Origin of the sequence: Streptomyces phyllanthi (assembly GCF_009377205.1) — a bacterium.
Taxonomy (GTDB): Bacteria; Actinomycetota; Actinomycetes; order Streptomycetales; family Streptomycetaceae; genus Streptomyces; species Streptomyces phyllanthi.
The window spans coordinates 15060-33237 of record NZ_VJZE01000052.1; the positions used below are offsets into that span (position 1 = coordinate 15060).

Sequence of the window (18178 nt, forward strand, 5' to 3'; positions counted from 1 at the left end):
CGGTTCCTGAGCCATACGTGAGCTGTTCGCGGCACCGGCTGGACCGGGCGGCAGGGTACGGCCTGCCGCCCGGCCTCGCTGTGGGGCGTGGCCCGCTCCACAGATGACGCTTCCGTCGATCGCCTGCGCGTCCTCGCCGACACCCGTCATCCCACGCACACGCAGGCACCGGATGAGTGAGGACGCGTCACTTGAACGCCCTCCACCCCCGAGACGTACTAAGGGCCCTAGCAGCCAAATGCTCACGACGAGGCGGCGCAGGCAGCGCAGGCCCGCCATGTTCGGTCGATCGGGAAGGTGACCATGGGAATGACGGCACTCAGTTGGGCCGTGGCGGTGGTCGCCGCGCTGGTGGCCGCCGTCAGCGGGGTACGGATGGCCACCACGAGCGGCGTGACACGGTTCGCGGCGGGTGGCGATCTGCTGATGGGCCTGTGCATGGCTGCCATGTCCCTGCCGGCGACGGTCGGCTGGTACGCGGGCCACGGCATGGTGTGGGCGGTCGCTTTCGGTGTTCTCGGGCTCGGGGGTGTCGCCATGGCGGTCAGGCACACGTGCGTGTCCGGGTGGAGGCAGGGCCGTCACTGGGTGCACCTCGTCGTCGGCAGCCTCGGCATGGTGATCATGACGCTCGCCATGACGAGTACGCCGTCCGGACCGGTGCTCGCCCTGGGAGGCGGCCACTCCATGCCGGGGATGGCGGGCATGCCGGGTACGGGGCATGCCGCCGGCGCGACGGACACGCACACGCATCAGGACACGCAGGGCATGGCCCATGCCGCGGCCGATGCCGGCGCGTCCTCGGGGTCCGCCTCGCTGTGGCGCTTCGTGGTCGCGGCGCTCGCCGTGTACTTCGTGCTGTCCGCCGGAGCGTCCGTGTGGGCGCGGATGCGGGGCAGGGGCACGGGCAGGAGCGGTCACGGTACCGGTTCCGGTTCCGGAACCGGCCTGGGCCGCTGGCTGCTCGCCATGCCGGACACGGTGCTCGTCTTCCTGGCGTCACTGACGATCTCCGCGTGGGACAGGACACGGACGGCACAGCGGCCCGGGCGAGGACGGCGCCGCAAACTCGGAGCCGCTCCGGACGCCGCGTTGGCGGCCCACATCGGCATGGGCGGGACCATGTCCGCGATGCTGCTCATGATGGCGGCGTGATTCACGGCCGCTACTGACCGGTACAACACCGATGTTCCCGCCGGGGGAAGCGTCCATCCGCGAAGCTGCTTCGCAGACACCGCAGGAAGCATTCTGCCGCTGAGCCAGGGTATGGGCACCGGCACCGACGCCGCCATCGAGCGGGCCCCCTCACCCCCGTCCGCGGGGACCTGCGGGTGGCGGCGGACGCGATCCGCCTCTCCCGCAGGACACCGGCCACCATCAAGGGCAACCTCTTCTGGGCCTTCGGTTACAACATCGCCGCCCTGCCGCTCGCCGCCGCCGGCATGCTCAACCCGATGATCGCGGGTGCCGCCATGACCTTCTCGTCGGTCTTCGTCGTCACCAACAGCCTGCGTCTGCGGTCCTTCACGTAAGAGGCGGTCGCCGAGGAAAGCGACTCCGTGCCGCAGGAAGTGACGGTGAGTTGCAGAACACGTGACCATATTCGGGATGCCCCCGGGGTGGGTAACACGGCAGCGGCAGCAGGACGCAGACTTACACGGGCCCACGCAACGATCCATGTGCGTGCGCGACATGGCAGGCCCCCCTGCGGAACCCGATCCGGCGGGCACGAAGTACGACACCGAGAAGGACCAGCCCTGTGACACCCAGCTCAACCGGAAGCAATCATCTGCCGGTCTACGAGAGCCTCGTACGGGAACGCGGCGACGTCGTGGCGGAAGCTCGCGAGGTGGCCGAACAGGCACAGCACCAGGCGGCGCAGGCACTGAACGGGCAGGTCGGGGCCCAGCCCGAGCTCGACCCCCAGTGAGCCCCGTCGCGGCCGGAGCCCGCGTCGGGCGTTGAGCCATTCGGGTGACGCGGCGCGACAGGCCTTGTCACCCGTCTGTACGTACGGCATTACTGTGTGCAGTGGAACCGGTGGGCCGCCCATCCCTTGCCGGGGGAAACGTGGTACAGGGCGGCTACGCCGGTTCTTTCGTGAGGTGCCATCACCTCTCTCGCGAGGAGCGGCATCAGCGCGGTCGGCCGCACGGCCCCGGCACCCCGGATCCCGCGCTCCCGGGCCCGTACCGGCCGGGAAGACCGCTCCCGCCTTCTCCGCGGGCCGTTGCCGCCGACGGGGCCATGGGCTCCGTGCCCGGTGGCGGGCCTGTCCTGAGGTGTGGGTGGTGCGCGGTGCTGCGGGCAGTCCGGTTCCCGATCCCAGCGGGGGATCCGACCGGGCTCCCCCACGGCCGTAAGGAGTCTCCCGTGCGACTCGCACCCCAAGCAGGCGGCGTGCTCGCCGCCGTCGCGCTGGCCCTCGGGCTCGCCGCTGTCCCCGTCCCGGCCCACGCCGCACCGATCAACTGTGACGAAGCGGCCCTCGTGGCCGCCATCGACGCCGCCAATCTGGCGGGCGGCGGCACCATCGACCTGGCCGCGAACTGCGTCTACACCCTCGACACGGTGGTGCCTCCCGTCGGGGGCACCGGACCGAACGGGCTGCCGGTGATCGGCGAGAACATCACCGTCAACGGCTCCAACTCCGTCATCGAACGCTCCACCGCGCCCGGCACCCCGAAGTTCCGCATCTTCGAGGTCGGCGGCACGGACGGCGCCCTCACCCTCAACGGAGTCGTCCTGCGCAACGGCAACCCCACGGACCTCGGTTCCGAGGACGGCGGCGCCATCCTCGTGAACAGCGGCCGCGTCCTGGCCGTCGGCAACAGCGTCGTGTCCGGCAACACCGCCCAGGAGGGCGGCGCCATCGCCTCCTACAGCGGCAGCAGCACCACGATCTCCAGCAGCAGACTCCACGGCAATGCCGCCTTCTTCGGCGGCGGGGCCTTCTACACCGTCGGCGACAGCACCATCCGCTCCACCACCCTGTGGGACAACGAAGCCAACCACGGTGGTGCCGTTCACAGTCTCGGCACCCTGCTCGTACAGAGCAGCATTGTGCGGAGCAACTCCGCCCTGGAGGCGGGCGGCGGTGTCTACACCGCAGGCACCGGAACGATCCGCGGCAGCAGCGTGCGGAACAACACGGCCGGAGCCGGTGGCGGCCTCTTCCACCTCGTCGGCTCCCTGACCGTCAACACCAGCGACATCGGCGGGAACACCGCGGACCAGGAGGGCGGTGGGGTGCGCAACGGAGACACACTCAGCATCAACTCCTCGACCCTCTCGGCCAACAAGGTCACCGGCTCCGGCTCCCAGGGCGGTGGGCTCTACAACCACGCGGGCACGGCGACCCTCACACGCAGCGTCGTGGTCAGCAACAGCGCGGTGCTCGAAGCCGGTGGCGTCTACGAGAACGCCGGCAGCACGGTCAGCCTGGTGAGCAGCCTCGTAGCCGGCAACGCGCCCAACAACTGCCGGCCCCCGGGCTCCGTCCCCGGCTGCATCAACTAGCCCCACCCACACGGGACGCGAAGACGTCCCGGTGGCCGGCGCCCGCCCCCTCCACGCGCCCGGGGGCGGGCGCCGTGACGGATGCCGGTCCCACCGATCCGTCATCCGTTTGATCCCGCCCGTCCGACACGCACCAATTGAAGGGCGCTTCTTGTCAGGCCATGGCCGGCGACGGGTGCGTGCCGCAGCAGCCAAAGGCCCAACGACGCTGCCCGGATGACGGGGTTCACCACCAGGGAGCGCACAGTGCCGGGGAAGGGGAGGCAGGCTCCGATGCTCCTGGTGGCCACCGCGGCCGTCTGAAAGGCCGTGTGCAGGAACTTCTCGGTTCCCACCTCGGAGAGGAAGCGTTCGTCGGAGATCCGGCAGGCGTGCAGCAGCCTTTCCACCTGCGCCTCGGGCACCTCTTCCAAATCGGCGTGCCGCATGACCTGGTGGTACTCCTGGAGGAACCGCACGGCGGCACGAGGGGCGGCGCCGTCGCGGACGTCCGCCTCCGCGGTCCGGGCGATATGCGGGAGTTCCTCGCCGGCGATGGTCCTTTGCATGCCGCTCGCCACCCACATCGCGGTGACCGGCAGGCTTCGGGGCGGACGAGCAGTACTGTCCGTGAGGAATGCCAGCTCGTCGACGACCTCGGACGTGCGCTCCGACCCGGCGATGGGCTCCAGAAGATCCAGCAGTGCGTCCCGGCCGCCCACCTCATGGGTCCGCCGTGCGAGGAGGCGGGGATCGAGCAGGACGTGGACCAGCCAGCCGCACCCGTCGAGGCGGCCCCACATCCAGTCACTGGCACGCCAGGAAGCCTTGTAGAAGGCGCCGAAGTCGTACAGCTGCACCCCCGTGAGCTTGGTCTGGGCGCTGCTTCGCCCGTCCAGGTCGGTCCTGGTGTCCGCGCTGAACTGGACCAGCTCGACGACCTGCGGGTCCTCAGGGCTTTGCGGCTGTGTCAGGTGGCGCAGAACCTGTAGGTGGAACAGGCGCCGGACAACTCGGTCCACCGGGTCACGGCCGTCCGTACCGGTCAGGTGGCGCAGCAGGGCGACCTGGTCGGCGGGGGCGGCGGGAGCCCGCGTCGGTGGAGCCGCACGGTCGACCAGAAGGCGGGCTTCACTGAGCACGTCACCGAACGTGTGCCACGCCTCGGCAAGGGCTCCGCGTGTCTGTGCGCCGCACACACTCCGTACCGCGGCACGCCACGGCTCGGCTTGCGTCATGGACCGTACATCGGTCCCGTCCGGCTCGCTCATGATCCCGTCGATCACCTCTCCGAGTGAGCGGGGGCGCTCCGGCATGGCGCGGTGGACGCGGGCGACCAGCTGGTTGAGCTCCGCCCGGTCGTCCGGCTGCGGCCACAGAGCGAAGCCCGCGCGAAGGATGGCCAGGACCGTCGCCTTGCCCGCGTCGAGCGCCGGGCGGCCGAGACACGCGAGCTCCCGCGGGGTCTGCGGGAGTGTGCCCGGCAGTTCTTCGCTGATCGTGGTGGTCGCCGCGTCCATGAGGGCGTCGAAGGAGCCACCGAAACCGACGGGACGCCCGTCCGGCGCGCGGCGCCCGCCTGCGGTCAGCAGGCGCAGCGTCTCCTCGGCGACCGGCTGCGCGAGGGTACGCGCGTACCACTCCCGGTACGGCCCGTAGAGCTCTTCCGCCAGTCGGGCGGTGGTGACGGCGTCCAACCGTGCCAGGAGTCCGTCCGTTCTTCGTGTCGCGCCGACCCGCTTGTTGTGCGCGTCGATCGCCTCCAGGTCAGCGGAGATCGTCTGGGAGAGGAGCGCGTTGAGGTCGGCCAGCAGGGCCGGCCCCAGGCCCGGGATGTCCGTCTCGGCCGGGGCGGCCCCGGGCAGCGTCGCAGCGACGCCGGGTGCGGGCGCGACATAGGCGAGCACCCGTCGTACCTCCCGGTCGGCGGGGCGGTCGAACACGGCTCTCAGCGCCGGGCCCAGCGGACGGTTGGCGAGCAGGCCCCCGTCCACGCAGAACTGCGTACGGGACGCGGCCGTGTAGGACGCCATGTCCGGGTGCCCGGGGCTTCCTCGACGGCCGATGGGAACGAACGCGGGCTCGAAAGCGCCGGGGAACGAGGCGCTGGCCCGGGCGGCCAGAGCGAGCGCCTCGGCCGCCCTCGGATCCCGCAGGTCTTCGGCCGTGAACGTGAACAGGCCCCTGTGATCGGTGTCATGGATCAGATCGCCGTAGTCGTCCGGATGTGGTCGGAGCTCCCCGTCCAGAAGTGTTGTGGTGATCATGACTCGCGTGGGGTCGTCATCGGCGCCGGGGCCGGGGCCCTCGATGGTGTCCAGCGCCTTGCCGATCCCGGCGAGCAGTACCTCGTCACCACGCAGCAGCGCCGGCGGGCGGGGCTCCGAAGGACTGCGCAGCAGGCGGTCCAGCGAGCCTTCGCTGATCCACAGCTCACGCAGCCCGCCGAGATCGCCACGGCGGACGTTCGCCATGCCGAGCAGCGCGGCGTTGATGCCTCCCGCACTCGTTCCGGACAGGATGTCGACGCTGAACCGCAGACCGAGCAGGTCCAGCAGGCGTTGGTAACTCCGCCGGACCTCACGGCTCGCGTGAGTGGAGGGTTCCTGATGCCTGCCGGACACGTCGCCGTCCCGTTCTCGGCTCGCGGCGAGCAGCAGGTTCATCTCGCGGGCCAGACCGCCCATCCACACAGCGAGGCTGCCCCCTCCGGTGAAGGTCGCGGCCACCCGGAGTTCCGGGTCTGCATTCGTCATCACCGGCTTCCGCTCTGCCATTCGCATGATCGACGCCTTTCACGGGGTGAAGGAGGGGATACGCCGCCGAGGCGAGGGGTCGCCGACGCCTGGCTCGATCACACCCCGGCCTGGCCCACCCGTGCCACTGGGCTCAGCCGAACGGATATCGCGTCCTCTTGAGGTGACGCGTGGAGGATGTCGGCCGGGGGCTCGTTCTCGCCCGAGCCCGGTCGCGGAACCACGCCCCCGCGCCTACCAGTACGGCAGCCCCGGCCCCGTACAAGGGCAGCCACAGGGTGGTGGTGGCCGCCAGGCAGTCGGCGACGACCTCGTGGCTCTGGGCCTCCTGCGCGTGGGCCAGGGCGGCGCTGTCGCGACCGGCCAGGTTCGCCAGCGCGGCCCTCGACCGGATGGCCTCGTACCTGCCCAGCTCCTGGCACCCGCTCCGAGTGCCCGAGATCGGGAACAGCCAGGCCCAGCGCTGCAGCATGGGGCCCAGTGCGATCGCCACGCACAGACCGGCGACCAGCGCGTACGCGATCAGACTCCGCCCGTACGCGGATCGGATGCCGGGCGTCCAGGCCGGCCGTCGGGAGAAGGCGAAGATCACCGCGAGAAGCGTCACCCCGATGTACGCGGCGAACCACTGCCAGGAGCCCTGCGCGAGTGCGACCGTCAGCACGGCGGCGAGGCCGATGCCGATGACCCCGGCCTGACCGGCGGTGTCATCACCCGTACCGGTGGTCGCCGGTCGCCGGGTTGCCTGAGGACTGGGGTCGTTCACGGGCCTCTCCTGCGTGTTCGGAGGCATCAGCATCAGCATCCGCCGCGTGACACCGCGGGCCCGGGTGCCATGCCTGACGGTTCGGCAACCCCCGCTCGGATGGAGGGACAGCCGACATGCCGGCGCACGCCTGACGCCGCACGCGAGGGGTGGTCGCCGGCACGGCCGGATCACCACGACCCGGCCGTGCCGGCGCGTGACCACCCGCGCCGAGCGGCCACACGCGTCGATGACAGGCTCAGGGCGCCCGCCCTTCACCCGTTCACAGCCCGGCGGCGACCGCCCCCTCGCGCAGTTCCAGCCGGGAGCCCGTGAACCGCGTCCGCATGCGGCGGTCGTGGGTGACCAGTACCAGCGCGCCCGCGTAGTCGGCCAGTGCGTCCTCCAGTTCCTCCACGAGCGCCGGCGCGAGGTGGTTGGTGGGCTCGTCCAGCAGGAGCAGGTCCACCGGTTCGCTGACCAGCCGGGCCAGCTCGATGCGGCGCCGCTGTCCGTACGACAGCTCCCCGACGCGCTTCCGCAGTGCCTCCGGCTCGAACAGGCCGAGCGACAGCAGCCGGTCGGCGTGCTCGTCCCGGTCTCCGGGGCGGCCGTGGGTGAACGCCTCCAGGACCGTCAGCCCGGGCGGCCACGGCGCCTCCTCCTGCCGCAGGTGTCCCACACGTCCGGGAACGCCCACCGTGCCCGCGTCCGGCCGCAGTTCCCCGGCCAGGACGCGCAGCAGGGTGCTCTTGCCCGCGCCGTTGGGGCCGGTCACCAGCAGCCGCTCGGCCGGATCGAGCCGCAGCTCCGGCACACGCAGCCGGCCCGCCACGACCACACCGTCGAGCTCGGCGGCCGGTGCCCCGCCCGGCCCGCCCGCAGTGGCGATACGCGCCGTGAGGGACAGCGGGTCCGGGGGCGGCGCCACCGGGTGCGCGGTGAGCCGCTCGACCCGCTCCTTGGCATTGCGGATACGGCTCATCGCGCCGTGCGCCCGCCCGCGCATACGGAACCCTCCGTGGCCGAAACAGGCCTTGGGCATCTTGCGGGGGATGCCGTCCAGGCGGACGACTCCCGCCTCGGCCAGCCGGCGGCTGCGGTCGAGTTCGGCACGCCACTCGTCGTACCGCTGCTGCAGGCGGCGGCGTTCGGCGGCCTTGGCGGCGCGGTAACCGGCGTAGCCGTTGCCGTGGCGGGAGACACGACCGCCGTCGACCTCCAGGACCGTGGTCGTGATCCGCTCCAGGAACACGCGGTCGTGGGTGACCGCGACGACGGTGCCGCGGTGGGTCCGCAGATGCTCCTCCAGCCAGCCGACGGCCCGGTCGTCGAGGTCGTTGGTCGGCTCGTCGAGCAGCAGCAGCTCCGGCCGGGACGCCAGCGTCGCGGCCAGCGCCAGCCGCGACTTCTCGCCGCCGGAGAGCGTCCCCAGCCGCCGGCCCCGGTCCAGCCCCGGCAGACCGAGCCCGTGCAGCGCGGCCTCCACGCGGGCGTCGGCGCCGTACCCGTCGCGAGCCTCGTACCGCTCGGTCAGCCGCGCGTACGCGGCGAGCGCGTCCTGCAGCGCCTCGCCGTCGGCCGCCTCGGCCAGGACGGCCTCGGCCCGCCGCAGTGCCGCCTCGAGCCCACGCAGCTCCGCCAGCGCCAGATCGACGGCGTCCTGGACGGTGGCCTGCGCGGGCAGGCCGAGAGTCTGGGCCAGGTACCCGGTGCCGCCGGGCGCGGCCACGGTCAGCTCACCCGCGTCGGGTCGCTCCTCGCCGACGAGGAGACGCAGCAGCGTGGACTTCCCGGCCCCGTTGTCGCCGACGACGCCGGCCTTCTCACCGGGGGCGAGGCTGAACGAAACCTGGTCGAGCACGGTGCGGCCGCCGTATCGCTTGGTGACACCGTGCAGGGAGAGCTGTGAGGAACGTACGGAAGACGAACGTACGGAAGGAGATGAATGTGACGCACGCATGTGAAAAGCCCCTGTTCTCGGCCATGCCGACAGAACTGTTCGTGAGGACGAATGAGCGACACGACGGCGGAGCAGAGCTCTACGCGGTCGTGCGCGGGGCTGTCACAGAGTTCCCATGCGCAGCACCGTACGCGAGCACCCGGCCACCGGGCCATGCGTTTTCCCGCCAATGACGCACTGCGCGGCTCGCCGACCGGGGTGGGCATCGTGGTGCCGGCGATCGGATCGGGGCGCGCGACCGCGGCCGGGCCGTGGTCATGGCGTACGGCGCGGGGCCGGCCCGGGCAAGGTCACCGTCGCTGCCGCTCCGACCCGACGTGTGGGTCACCGCTGGTGGGCCACCGGTTCCGGCGGGCACGCCTGCAGGGGCCCGTCGGTGAGTCGAGGGAGGAGGATCCGGAAGGTGGCGCCCCGTCCGGGGGCGGAGTCGACCTCGACGTGTCCCGCGTGGGCGGTGACCAGGGAGTGGACGATGGCCAGGCCCAGCCCCGCTCCCCCGGTGGCGCGGGTGCGGGAGGTGTCGGCGCGGTAGAAGCGCTCGAAGATACGGCCGCTCTGTTCCGGGGTGAGGCCCGGTCCCTGGTCGGCGACCTCCAGGACGGCGTGGTCGCCGGCCGTGCCGACGCCGATACGGACGGGCGTGCCGGGGGCTGTGTGGGCGACGGCGTTTCCGACCAGATTGGTGACGACCTGGCGCAGGCGGGCCTCGTCGGCGAGGGCCGGCGCGGAGGCGGGCGGACCGTCACCGGCCGGACCGGTGAGGGTGACGGTACGGGCCGGGTCCAGGGCGCGTACGTCGTGGAGGGCGTCGGCGGCGAGGGTGCGCAGGTCGGCGGGGGTGAGGTCGAGGCCGGGCGGGCCGGAGCCGGTGGCTTTCCCGGTCGCCTTCAGCGAGTGTTCGTCGAGGCGGGCCAGCAGGAGCATGTCCTCGACCAGCCGGGTGAGGCGTTCGGACTCGCGGGCGATACGGGACATCGTGGCGTCGATGTCCTCGCGTTCGGCGAGGGCACCCATGCGGTGAAGGTCGGTGAGGCCCTTGATCCCGGCGAGCGGGGTGCGCAACTCGTGGCTGGCGTCGGCGACGAACCGGCTCATCCGGGCCTCGGACTCGGCACGGGCGGCGAACGCGGTCTCGAGCTGGCCCAGCATGCTGTTCAGTGCTGCGGCCAGACGGCCCATCTCCGTGTTCGGGGCGGCCAGTTCGGGGACCCGGCGGGAGAGGTCACCGCCCGCGATCTCGGCGGCGGTCTGCTCGATACGGGACAGCGGGCGCAGCCCGGACCGGACCGCGAACCAGCCGGCCACGGCCAGCAGCGCGAGCAGGCCGAGGCCGGCGCTCCGGTAGATCCGCCACATACGGTCCACCGTGCCGTCCACCTGGGCCATCGACGTCGCCACGATCACGCTGCCGGAGGCGTCCGGCCGCGTCACCCGGGTGCCCGTCGGCGAGAGGGTCCGGGAGGCCCTGGGCACGGCGATCACCCGCCAGCGCGTGTCGTCCTTCGTGCTGCCGACGGTGAACGGCCGGCCCTCGCGGGCGGCGACCTCGTCCGCGTCCAGCCCGGGGAGGTCCGGGCCCCGCGCCTCCCCGGTCCGGTTCGGACCGGCGAGGGAGTCGATACTGCTTTCGACGGCGCCGTCCTGGGCGACGTACGTGATGACGGGGTTGCCGAGGACGTCCGTACTGAAGTCGGCGAGGGCCGCCGGCGGGTTCCGTTCGGCTCCGGTCTCGGCCACCTTGGGCGGCAGTACGGCGAACACCCGGGCCGCGGCGCGGAGTTGGGCGTCGATGCGGTCCTCCATATAGCCGCGCAGCGCGTTCCCGGTGCCCAGGCTGAACGCCGTGAGCCCGGCCGCCAGCAGGGTGACGGCCAGCAGCAGCACACGGCTGCGCAGGGACGCCCGCGCCCATACGGCGGGGATACGGGGCCGGGTCATGACTTCGGTCCGCGCAGTACGTACCCGATGCCGTGCACGGTGTGGATGAGTTTCGGGCCGCCGTTGTCGATCTTGCGACGCAGATAGCTGATGTAGGTGTCGACGATGCCGGTGTCGCCGTTGAAGTCGTAGTCCCATACTCGCCCGAGGATCTGCGGCTTGGAGACCGTGCGCCCGGCGTTGACCATCAGGTAGTGCAGCAGCCGGAACTCGGTGGGCGACAGGCGTACGGGCTCACCCGCGCGGGTCGTCTGGACACCTTCGGGGTCGAGTTCCAGATCGGCCACACGCAGCAGTGCGGTGGGGTCGCCGCTGGTGCGGCGCAGTACGGCGCGGATGCGTGCGATCAGCTCCTGGAGGTCGAACGGCTTGGTCACGTAGTCGTCGCCGCCCAGCACCAGGCCCTCGATCTTGTCCTGGGTGGCGTCGCGGGCGGTGAGGAACACCACGGGGACATGGCCGGTACGGGGCGCCGGGGCGGGTCGGTGCTGCTCGCGCAGCCGGCGGATCACCTCGAAGCCGTCCAGGTCCGGAAGCATGACGTCCAGCAGGACCAGATCGGGCGAGACCTCCCGCGCACGGTCCAGGGCCTCCTGGCCGGTCCCGGCCGCGGCGACGGTGAAGCCGGCGTGCCGGAGCGCCGCGCACAGCAGTTCCCGCACGGTGGGCTCGTCGTCCACGACGAGCAGGTTCACGCCCGTGGTGGCCGCCGGGCCGGGGTCGTGTCCGACCTCGGCGCCGCGCAGCGGAGAACGCTCGATGGCTGTCACAGGGTGCCTCCAGGCGGCCGGAATCCTGCGGGGCAGGTTACGGAGGCGGGGTGTCTTCACCGTGTAAAGCCCACGGTCACCCCGCCCCCTGGTCATCGAGGTGCACGGTCACCGCGCCCCGCGCTCCCCGCATCCCCGGGACAGCAGGCTTCCGGCGAACCCGGCGAGGCCCCCGACGAGCAGTCCGAACACAACCGTCCACAGCACGCTGCCGCTGAGCTCGGCCCGTGTTCCTCCCATCTCGCTGCCGAACATGCTGATGCCGAAGTGCCCCGACGCCCCCGCCGTCCACGCCGCCGTGCCCAGCACCACGGCCGTGACGACACCGAACCGCTCGGCCATGCCGATATGACGGGCCAGCGGGCCCCGGTAGGGGTGGAGCGGGAGCGCACGGGCCGGGTCCTTGGCCCTGGCCGCGGCCCAGGCACAGCCGAGGAGGAGAAGGCCGGTCACCGTGAGGGCCACGAGCCACAGCGGCCATCCGCCCGCCGACAGGGACCTGAGGTGTTCGGTGCGGTCGGGCTGTGCGGTGGGCTGCTGTCCGCCGCCCATTCCGCCCAGGGCACCCATCAGCCCGGCAAGCGGGTTTCCGCCTTCGCTCTGCACCGGGTGCGCCCCGGCCGTCCACGGGGCACCGACGCCCAGGGTCAGGAAGACCGCCAGGGCGTTCGGGGCGAGCAACAGGGCGGCGCCGGCCGCCGTCCCGGCCCGGCCGCCGGCCACCGCCCCGACGAACGCCAGCAGGACCAGCGGTACGGCCACCAGGACGAGGACCGTTCGGACGACGGCCGAGAGGCTCGGGGCCCAGCCGGGCCGCAGCCGGTCCAGCGCACCGCCGAGCGGCAGGCGCACCCGGCGGCTGATCAGGCAACCCACGGCGAGAGCGACCGTCACCCACAGCACCGCGCCCCACGCGGCCGATCCCACGTGCACTTCGTACGTCATCACCGGCTGGTCCGCCGTACCGCCGGAGCCGACGCCACCCCCGAAGAGGCCACCCAGCGGGTCACCGGCACCGCCCCCGACACCACCGGAACGCCCGAACCCTTCGAGGCCCCCGAGGCCCCTCAGGCCCCCGGCATCCTGGCCGCCGCCCAGTCCCCTCATCGCCGACATGGGCATGGTGACCGTCCCCTGCCCGAGGCCCGCCACGATCACGAGGGCGAGCAGCGCCGCGGTGCCCGCTCCGGCCGCCCGTACGGCCAGTTCACCGGAGGCCGGCCGCCGCTGCCGCAGCCGCCAGGAGAACGCCAGCCAGAGCACGACGGCGCCGACCAGCGTCACTCCGAGCGGTGCGACATCGGCCGCACCGCTCATCGACGGGCCCATGCCACCGCCGCCGAACAGCCCGGCCATCCCGGAACCCATCGGCCCCGTGTCTCCCGGCACCTGCGAACCCGCGCTCACCGAACCGCCGACGGCCATGGCCGTCACGGCCATCGTCAGCGACCACAGCGACCCGGCCGACCCCGCGTCGAGCAGGGTCAGCGCCAGCGCGGTCACGGCCGTCATGGCGGCCACCGCGCACAGTGCGGCCGCGGCACCCTCCAGGGCGTTGCGCCACGGGCCGTTCGCGCCCGGCGGAGCGGACACGGCGGGTCCGTGGGGATCGGACCGCGGACCGGAACCGGGCGTGCTGTGGAGACGGGACGGGACAGCAGACATGTGGGGAACACTCCGCTTCTCTCGCGGGGGAGCACGCGGCGCCGTGACGGGGGAGGTACGACGCCGCGTGCCATGGCCCGCACAGACTGGCGGCCCCGGGTGCCACGTTCCGGAGAGGTTCTGGGAGGTTCCTGAGAGCCGACGGGAAGGCGCGCAGGTCACGGAGCGCGCACCGGCGACGTACCGTCCCGTTTCTCAGGAAGTTCCCAGAACCTCACTGACGCGTCACGGCGGTTCCGTCCCCGAGCACATCCGGATAACCGGACGGCGACGGGCGGGCACGCGGCCCGGGCGGGGAACGCCGCGCCTACGGCCGACACGGCCGCGCGGGCCTGCTGGGTGGTGACCTCGGCGGCATGGTCGACGATCAGGTCGGGAGCTGCGGGATCGCTGACGGCCGGCCGGTGCCGCCGGTCACCCCCGTGGTGGCACCAGCCCCTGCCGTACGGCGAACAGGGCGGCCTGGGTGCGTGAGGTGAGCCGGAGTTTGCGCAGCAGATTGCTCACGTGGGTGCGGGCGGTGCGTTCGCTGATCACCAGCTCGTCGGCGATCTGCTGGTTGGAGCGGCCCTCGGCGACGAGGACGAGGACGTCGCGTTCGCGGCTGGTGAGCGCGCCGAGCCCGGCCGGAGGCGAGACGATCTCCTGGGTGAGTCCTCGGGCCACCACCGGGTCGAGAAAGACCTCGCCCCGGGCGGCCGCGCGGATGGCGGCGACCACCTCGCCCGCTTCGGCGTCCTTGAGCAGATAGCCGGCCGCGCCCCGGGCGAGCGCGGCGTGGACGCGTTCCATCTCGCCGAAACTGGTCAGCACGACGACCCGGATACCGGGGAAGCGTTCCGTGATCAGGCCGATCGCCGTCGAGCCGTCCATCTTCGGCATGAGGAGGTCGATCAGCACCACGTCGGGCAGTTCCCGGTGTGCCGCCATCGCGTCCAGCCGGGTGAGCGCCTCCTGGCCGTCGGCGGCCTCCGCGGCGACCTCCATGTCGTCCAGGACCTCGAGATAGGCGCGGATACCACGGCGGACCACGGCATGGTCGTCCACGATGAGCACCCGGGTCGCACGCGTCTCGGCGCCGTTCATATCCGTACCGCCCGAGGAGTGGGCGGGGAGCCGTCCCGGGTCTCGGTGGCCGGCTGCGGTACCTGCACGGGAAGGGGTATGACCACCCGCACGGTCGTGCCGCTCTTCGCGCGACAGCTGATCCTCATGGTGCCGCCCCATCGCTCCGTCCTTTCCCGCATGGTCGTCAGTCCGTAGCCGTGGTCCCAGGACGGCGTCGTATGCGCGCTCCCGGGTGCGGAGGTCCGTGCCGCTTCCGCTTCCGCTTCGGCTGCCGGTGCGGCCGGTGGGGCGCCCGGATCCCGCAGGCCGCGGCCGTTGTCGGAGACACTCGCGGTCAGTGTGTGCCCGCGGAGGCCGAGGCGGAGGGTGACGGTGCTGGCCCCGGCGTGCTTGACCACGTTGTGGATGGCCTCCGCCAGGATCCGGTACACGTCCTCGGCCAGTTCCGCTTCGACCGCGTCCAGGCCCTCGCCGCACACCAGCCGGAAGCCGATGCCGGTCCGGTTCTCCGTGCTCTTCACCAGGGCGCTCACCGCGTCCTCCAGGCCGAGCCGTGTGGAGGAGGACGGGCGCAGTTCGTGCACCATAGCGCGGAGGTCGGCGAGGACGGACTGCGACAGGGACCCGACCTCGTCCGCGAAGCGCCGCACGGCCTGGGCCGGCACCGGGCCGCCCCGCGTGCCCAGCACGCCGACCGCGTTGGCCTGCATGCCGATGGAGAACACCTGCTGGACGATCGAGTCGTGCAGGTCGCGGGCCAGGCGCTGCCGTTCGTCCCGGCGGGCACCTTCGCGCTCACGCTGCAGCAGTGTCGCGTAGTCAACGGCGAGGGCGGCCTGCTCGGCCATGGCGGCCAGGAACTCCAGCGTCCGGCCGCCGACCTCCTGCCCGGGTGCGTAGTACGCGTTCAGTACGCCTCCGGCACGGCCGCGCACCATGAGGGGCACGCTGACGAAGGAGTCCCAGTTCAGTTCGCCGAGGTAGGCGTGGAGTGGCTGCCAGGCGGGGTCCTCGCGGATCTGGGCCCACCGGTGGGGGACGACGATCGGCCGGCCCTCGTTCACGGTGTCGAGCATGCACAGCCGGGCGCCCCGGTCGCGGCACTCCAGCAGCCGGTCCAGGAAGGCGTCCCACTGCCGCAGCCCCGCCGAGGCCATGAGCCTGAGTTCCCGGCCGGTGCCGTCCAGGATGAGGATCTGCACGCCCGCCAGTCCGTCGGTCCGGACGATCTGCCGCGCCACGGCGTCCAGCGTGGAGCCGAGCGACCCTTCCGCGGCCGGCGCGATCGAGGTCCGGGCGATCGCCGCGATCCTGCGCTGCCGGTGCCGTTCGTCCGTCACATCGCGGAACGACACGACCGTCAGCGGTGGACCGGCCGGCAGTCCGCGGGCCCGGTAGGCCAGCTCGCGCCGGGTCCCGGAGGCGGGTACCCAGTGGGCGACCTGTTCGTCCGACTGCTCCTCGAGCAGCCCCGCCTGGAAGGCGGCAGCCGCCTCCGCGAGCGCGAACGGGGCCTCGGCACCCAGCAGCTCGGACTCCTCGCGGCCACCCAGCAGCGCGACCCCGGCCGGGTTGAGCTGGACGAACCGGCCCGCGCCGTCGACCACGGCGAGACCGTCCGGCGCGACGGCGGCGATCTCCTGCCATCCCACGAGCGGGAAACCGGGTGGGGAACCGGACATGACCGATCTCCTCATCATCGCGGCCGGCTCCAGCATCGTAGCCCGGTGGATTCGGGGCGGGCCTACGTCATTCGACCTGTTCACCGGCCGGTCGAAGCGCAGAGCGGGTTCAGTCATTGCTCATGTTCCGGCTGCGGACCGGGCCCGCATAGCGTGGGAGCGGCCCCGCGGATTCCCCGCGGATCCGTGGGAGCGGCCCCGCGCATCCGCACTCCCCCGTGGACCGGGACTGCCCGTATACAGGGATCCGCTACAGGGATCCGCGTGGCCACCCGCGAGGTGTGCTCGCCGGGGCGGTCCGCCCAAGCCCCCTAGGACGAGGAGGTCCGAGGTATGGACGTGTCCATCGGCACGATCTGGGAGGCGGTCTCCCGTGCCCTGCCCCATGCCGTGGCCGTCTCGGAACCCGGTCGGGACATCACCTACCGGGAGTTCGACGAACGCGCGTCACGGCTGGCCGCCGCACTGGAGGAGGCCGGGGTACGGGCGGGCGAGACGGTGGCCTGCTACCTCTACAACGGCGCCGCCTATCTGGAGACGGTCTTCGCCGCCTTCAAGCTCGGTGCCGTTCCCGTGAACGCCAACTACCGCTACACCGGCGACGAACTCTCCGAACTCCTCACGGACGCCGACGCGGCCGCGCTCGTCTTCAGCGGCGCCCTGGCCGACCGGGTCACGCACGCCGCCGGGCACGTCCGCACCCTGAAGCTGCTCGTACGGGACGGGGACCCGCCCGCCGAGGGCCCGGCCGGTCCCGCCGTGCCCGAGCTGGAGGAGCTGCTCGCGGCGCACGCCCCGCGGGCGGCTCGGCCACGGCCCGGATCGGACCGGCTCTTCATGTACACGGGCGGCACCACCGGCAAGCCGAAGGGCGTGGTGTGGCAGCTGAGCGATCTGCTCCACTGCATCCCGATCCTCCGGCAGGCCGGTGTCACCGAACTGCCGAAGACGCTCGCCGAGGCCGCGGCGACCGCGGTCGCCGCCCGCCGTGACGGCAGAGCGCCGACCACGATGCCGGTCGTCCCGCTGATGCACGCCACCGGTCTCTTCAACACCATGGGCACCCTGCTGGTGGGCGGCAGGGCGGTCACGGCACGGCAGGGCGGACTGGATCCGGCCCATGTCTGGCAGACGCTCGCCGAGCGTGGGGTCGACACACTGCTCGTCGCGGGCAACGCCGTCTGCCGGCCGCTCGCCGACGAGCTCGTACGGGCGGAGCGCGCCGGCGCACCGTACGACCTGGGCTCCCTGCGCACGGTCCTCAGCTCCGGCACCGCGCTCGACGACCGGCTCAAGAAGGCCCTGCACGAGCGCGCCGACGTCACGGTCCTCGACGCCATCGCCTCCAGCGAGGGAGGCCCCTTCGCCCTGGCGATCACCTCCTCGGTCCAGGAGCTGCCCGCCCGCTTCCACCCCGTGCCCGCGGCGAAGGTCATCGGCGCCGACGACCGCTTCGTCGAACCCGGCAGCGACGAGATCGGGAACCTCGCCTACTGCGGCCCCATGCCGCTCGGCTACTACAAGGACACCGGCAAGAGCGCGCGTACGTTCCGCACCATCGACGGGATCCGGTACGCGATCCCCGGCGACCTCGCCCGGATCGAGGCGGACGGCGCGATCCACTTCCTCGGCCGCGGCTCCGGTGTGATCAACACCGGCGGCGAGAAGGTGCACCCCCAGGAAGTGGAGAACGCCCTGCTCACCCACTCCGGCGTGACCGACTGCGCCGTCGTCGGCGTTCCCGACGAGACCTGGGGCGAGCGCGTCGCGGCCGTCGTCGCGGTACGGCCCGGCAGCGCGGTGACCGCCGAGGAACTGCGCGACTGGGTCCGGCAGAGCCTCGCCGGCTACAAGGTCCCGCGCTCCGTCGTCCTCACGAACGCCCTGCCCCGCACCCCGACCGGCAAGATCGAGGTCGCCCGGGTCAGAGAGGCGGTCGAGGACGCACGCTGACCGTGCGATCGCGCGGGGCGCGGACCCGACCGACAGCCTCCCGGCCTCTCTCCCGCCAATCGGCGGCGCCGGCAGCGGACCGGCTCAGCCGCGGTCGGCGGCGCCCGGCGTGCGAGCCCCCTCCCCTTCCCTCTTCCCTC

General features: G+C 72.4%; 12 protein-coding genes and 1 pseudogene. 5 read left to right on the forward strand and 8 right to left on the reverse strand.

Going from position 1 to position 18178, the window contains the following annotated elements; genetic code table 11:
• Positions 1–309: 309 nt before the first annotated feature.
• The 4 genes and pseudogenes from FNH04_RS10810 (at position 310) to FNH04_RS10820 (ending at position 3519) form a co-directional block, all read left to right on the forward strand.
• A complete protein-coding gene (locus FNH04_RS10810; RefSeq protein ID WP_194236627.1) occupies positions 310–1155 on the forward strand; it encodes a DUF5134 domain-containing protein in 846 nt (281 codons plus the stop codon).
• A gap of 99 nt (positions 1156–1254) precedes the next feature.
• A pseudogene (locus tag FNH04_RS10815) lies at positions 1255–1532 on the forward strand (heavy metal translocating P-type ATPase); the annotation flags it as partial.
• A 227-nt stretch (positions 1533–1759) separates the two neighbouring features.
• Positions 1760–1930, forward strand: coding sequence for a hypothetical protein (locus tag FNH04_RS46480; protein WP_194236630.1), 171 nt, complete (start codon positions 1760–1762; stop codon positions 1928–1930).
• A 443-nt stretch (positions 1931–2373) separates the two neighbouring features.
• Positions 2374–3519, forward strand: a complete 1146-nt coding sequence (locus tag FNH04_RS10820; protein ID WP_152782857.1) for a hypothetical protein — start codon at positions 2374–2376, stop codon at positions 3517–3519.
• A gap of 101 nt (positions 3520–3620) precedes the next feature.
• Here FNH04_RS10820 and FNH04_RS10825 read toward each other — a convergent pair whose 3' ends face one another.
• The 8 genes from FNH04_RS10825 to FNH04_RS10860 all read right to left on the reverse strand — a co-directional run bounded on the left by FNH04_RS10825 (position 3621) and on the right by FNH04_RS10860 (position 16085).
• Positions 3621–6254 (reverse strand): patatin-like protein, encoded by a 2634-nt coding sequence (locus FNH04_RS10825; RefSeq protein ID WP_194236628.1) that lies wholly within the window; start codon positions 6252–6254, stop codon positions 3621–3623.
• 133 nt (positions 6255–6387) lie between these two features.
• Positions 6388–7020 (reverse strand): hypothetical protein, encoded by a 633-nt coding sequence (locus FNH04_RS10830; RefSeq protein ID WP_228031274.1) that lies wholly within the window; start codon positions 7018–7020, stop codon positions 6388–6390.
• 262 nt (positions 7021–7282) lie between these two features.
• Entirely contained in the window at positions 7283–8962 is a 1680-nt protein-coding gene (locus tag FNH04_RS10835; protein ID WP_152782866.1) for a TlrC/CarA/OleB/SrmB family ABC-F type ribosomal protection protein, read from the reverse strand.
• A gap of 324 nt (positions 8963–9286) precedes the next feature.
• Entirely contained in the window at positions 9287–10900 is a 1614-nt protein-coding gene (locus FNH04_RS10840) for a sensor histidine kinase (RefSeq protein WP_152782868.1), read from the reverse strand.
• Positions 10897–11661, reverse strand: a complete 765-nt coding sequence (locus FNH04_RS10845; RefSeq protein ID WP_386574679.1) for a response regulator transcription factor — start codon at positions 11659–11661, stop codon at positions 10897–10899. The genes FNH04_RS10840 and FNH04_RS10845 overlap by 4 nt, the downstream gene beginning before the upstream one ends.
• A 117-nt stretch (positions 11662–11778) precedes the next feature.
• The gene (locus tag FNH04_RS10850) at positions 11779–13263 is read right to left on the reverse strand and encodes a streptophobe family protein (RefSeq protein ID WP_194236629.1); all 1485 of its coding nucleotides are present in this window, start codon (positions 13261–13263) and stop codon (positions 11779–11781) included.
• A 486-nt stretch (positions 13264–13749) separates the two neighbouring features.
• Entirely contained in the window at positions 13750–14421 is a 672-nt protein-coding gene (locus FNH04_RS10855) for a response regulator (RefSeq protein WP_152782871.1), read from the reverse strand.
• Complete coding sequence (locus tag FNH04_RS10860) at positions 14418–16085, reverse strand: sensor histidine kinase (protein WP_228031275.1); 1668 nt, start codon at positions 16083–16085, stop codon at positions 14418–14420. The genes FNH04_RS10855 and FNH04_RS10860 overlap by 4 nt, the downstream gene beginning before the upstream one ends.
• A 333-nt stretch (positions 16086–16418) precedes the next feature.
• Here FNH04_RS10860 and FNH04_RS10865 point away from each other — a divergent pair, with 333 nt between their 5' ends.
• Positions 16419–18038, forward strand: coding sequence for an AMP-binding protein (locus FNH04_RS10865; protein WP_152782874.1), 1620 nt, complete (start codon positions 16419–16421; stop codon positions 18036–18038).
• Positions 18039–18178 lie beyond the last annotated feature (140 nt).

Excerpts from the sequence above, each read along its gene's own strand:
- FNH04_RS10810 (WP_194236627.1), top strand. The coding sequence starts at position 310 with ATGACGGCACTCAGTTGGGCCGTGGCGGTGGTCGCCGCGCTGGTGGCC.
- FNH04_RS10825 (WP_194236628.1), bottom strand. The coding sequence starts at position 6,254 with ATGACGAATGCAGACCCGGAACTCCGGGTGGCCGCGACCTTCACCGGA.
- FNH04_RS10835 (WP_152782866.1), bottom strand. The coding sequence starts at position 8,962 with ATGCGTGCGTCACATTCATCTCCTTCCGTACGTTCGTCTTCCGTACGT.
- FNH04_RS10840 (WP_152782868.1), bottom strand. The coding sequence starts at position 10,900 with ATGACCCGGCCCCGTATCCCCGCCGTATGGGCGCGGGCGTCCCTGCGC.
- FNH04_RS10855 (WP_152782871.1), bottom strand. The coding sequence starts at position 14,421 with ATGAACGGCGCCGAGACGCGTGCGACCCGGGTGCTCATCGTGGACGAC.
- FNH04_RS10860 (WP_228031275.1), bottom strand. The coding sequence starts at position 16,085 with ATGTCCGGTTCCCCACCCGGTTTCCCGCTCGTGGGATGGCAGGAGATC.
- FNH04_RS10865 (WP_152782874.1), top strand. The coding sequence starts at position 16,419 with ATGGACGTGTCCATCGGCACGATCTGGGAGGCGGTCTCCCGTGCCCTG.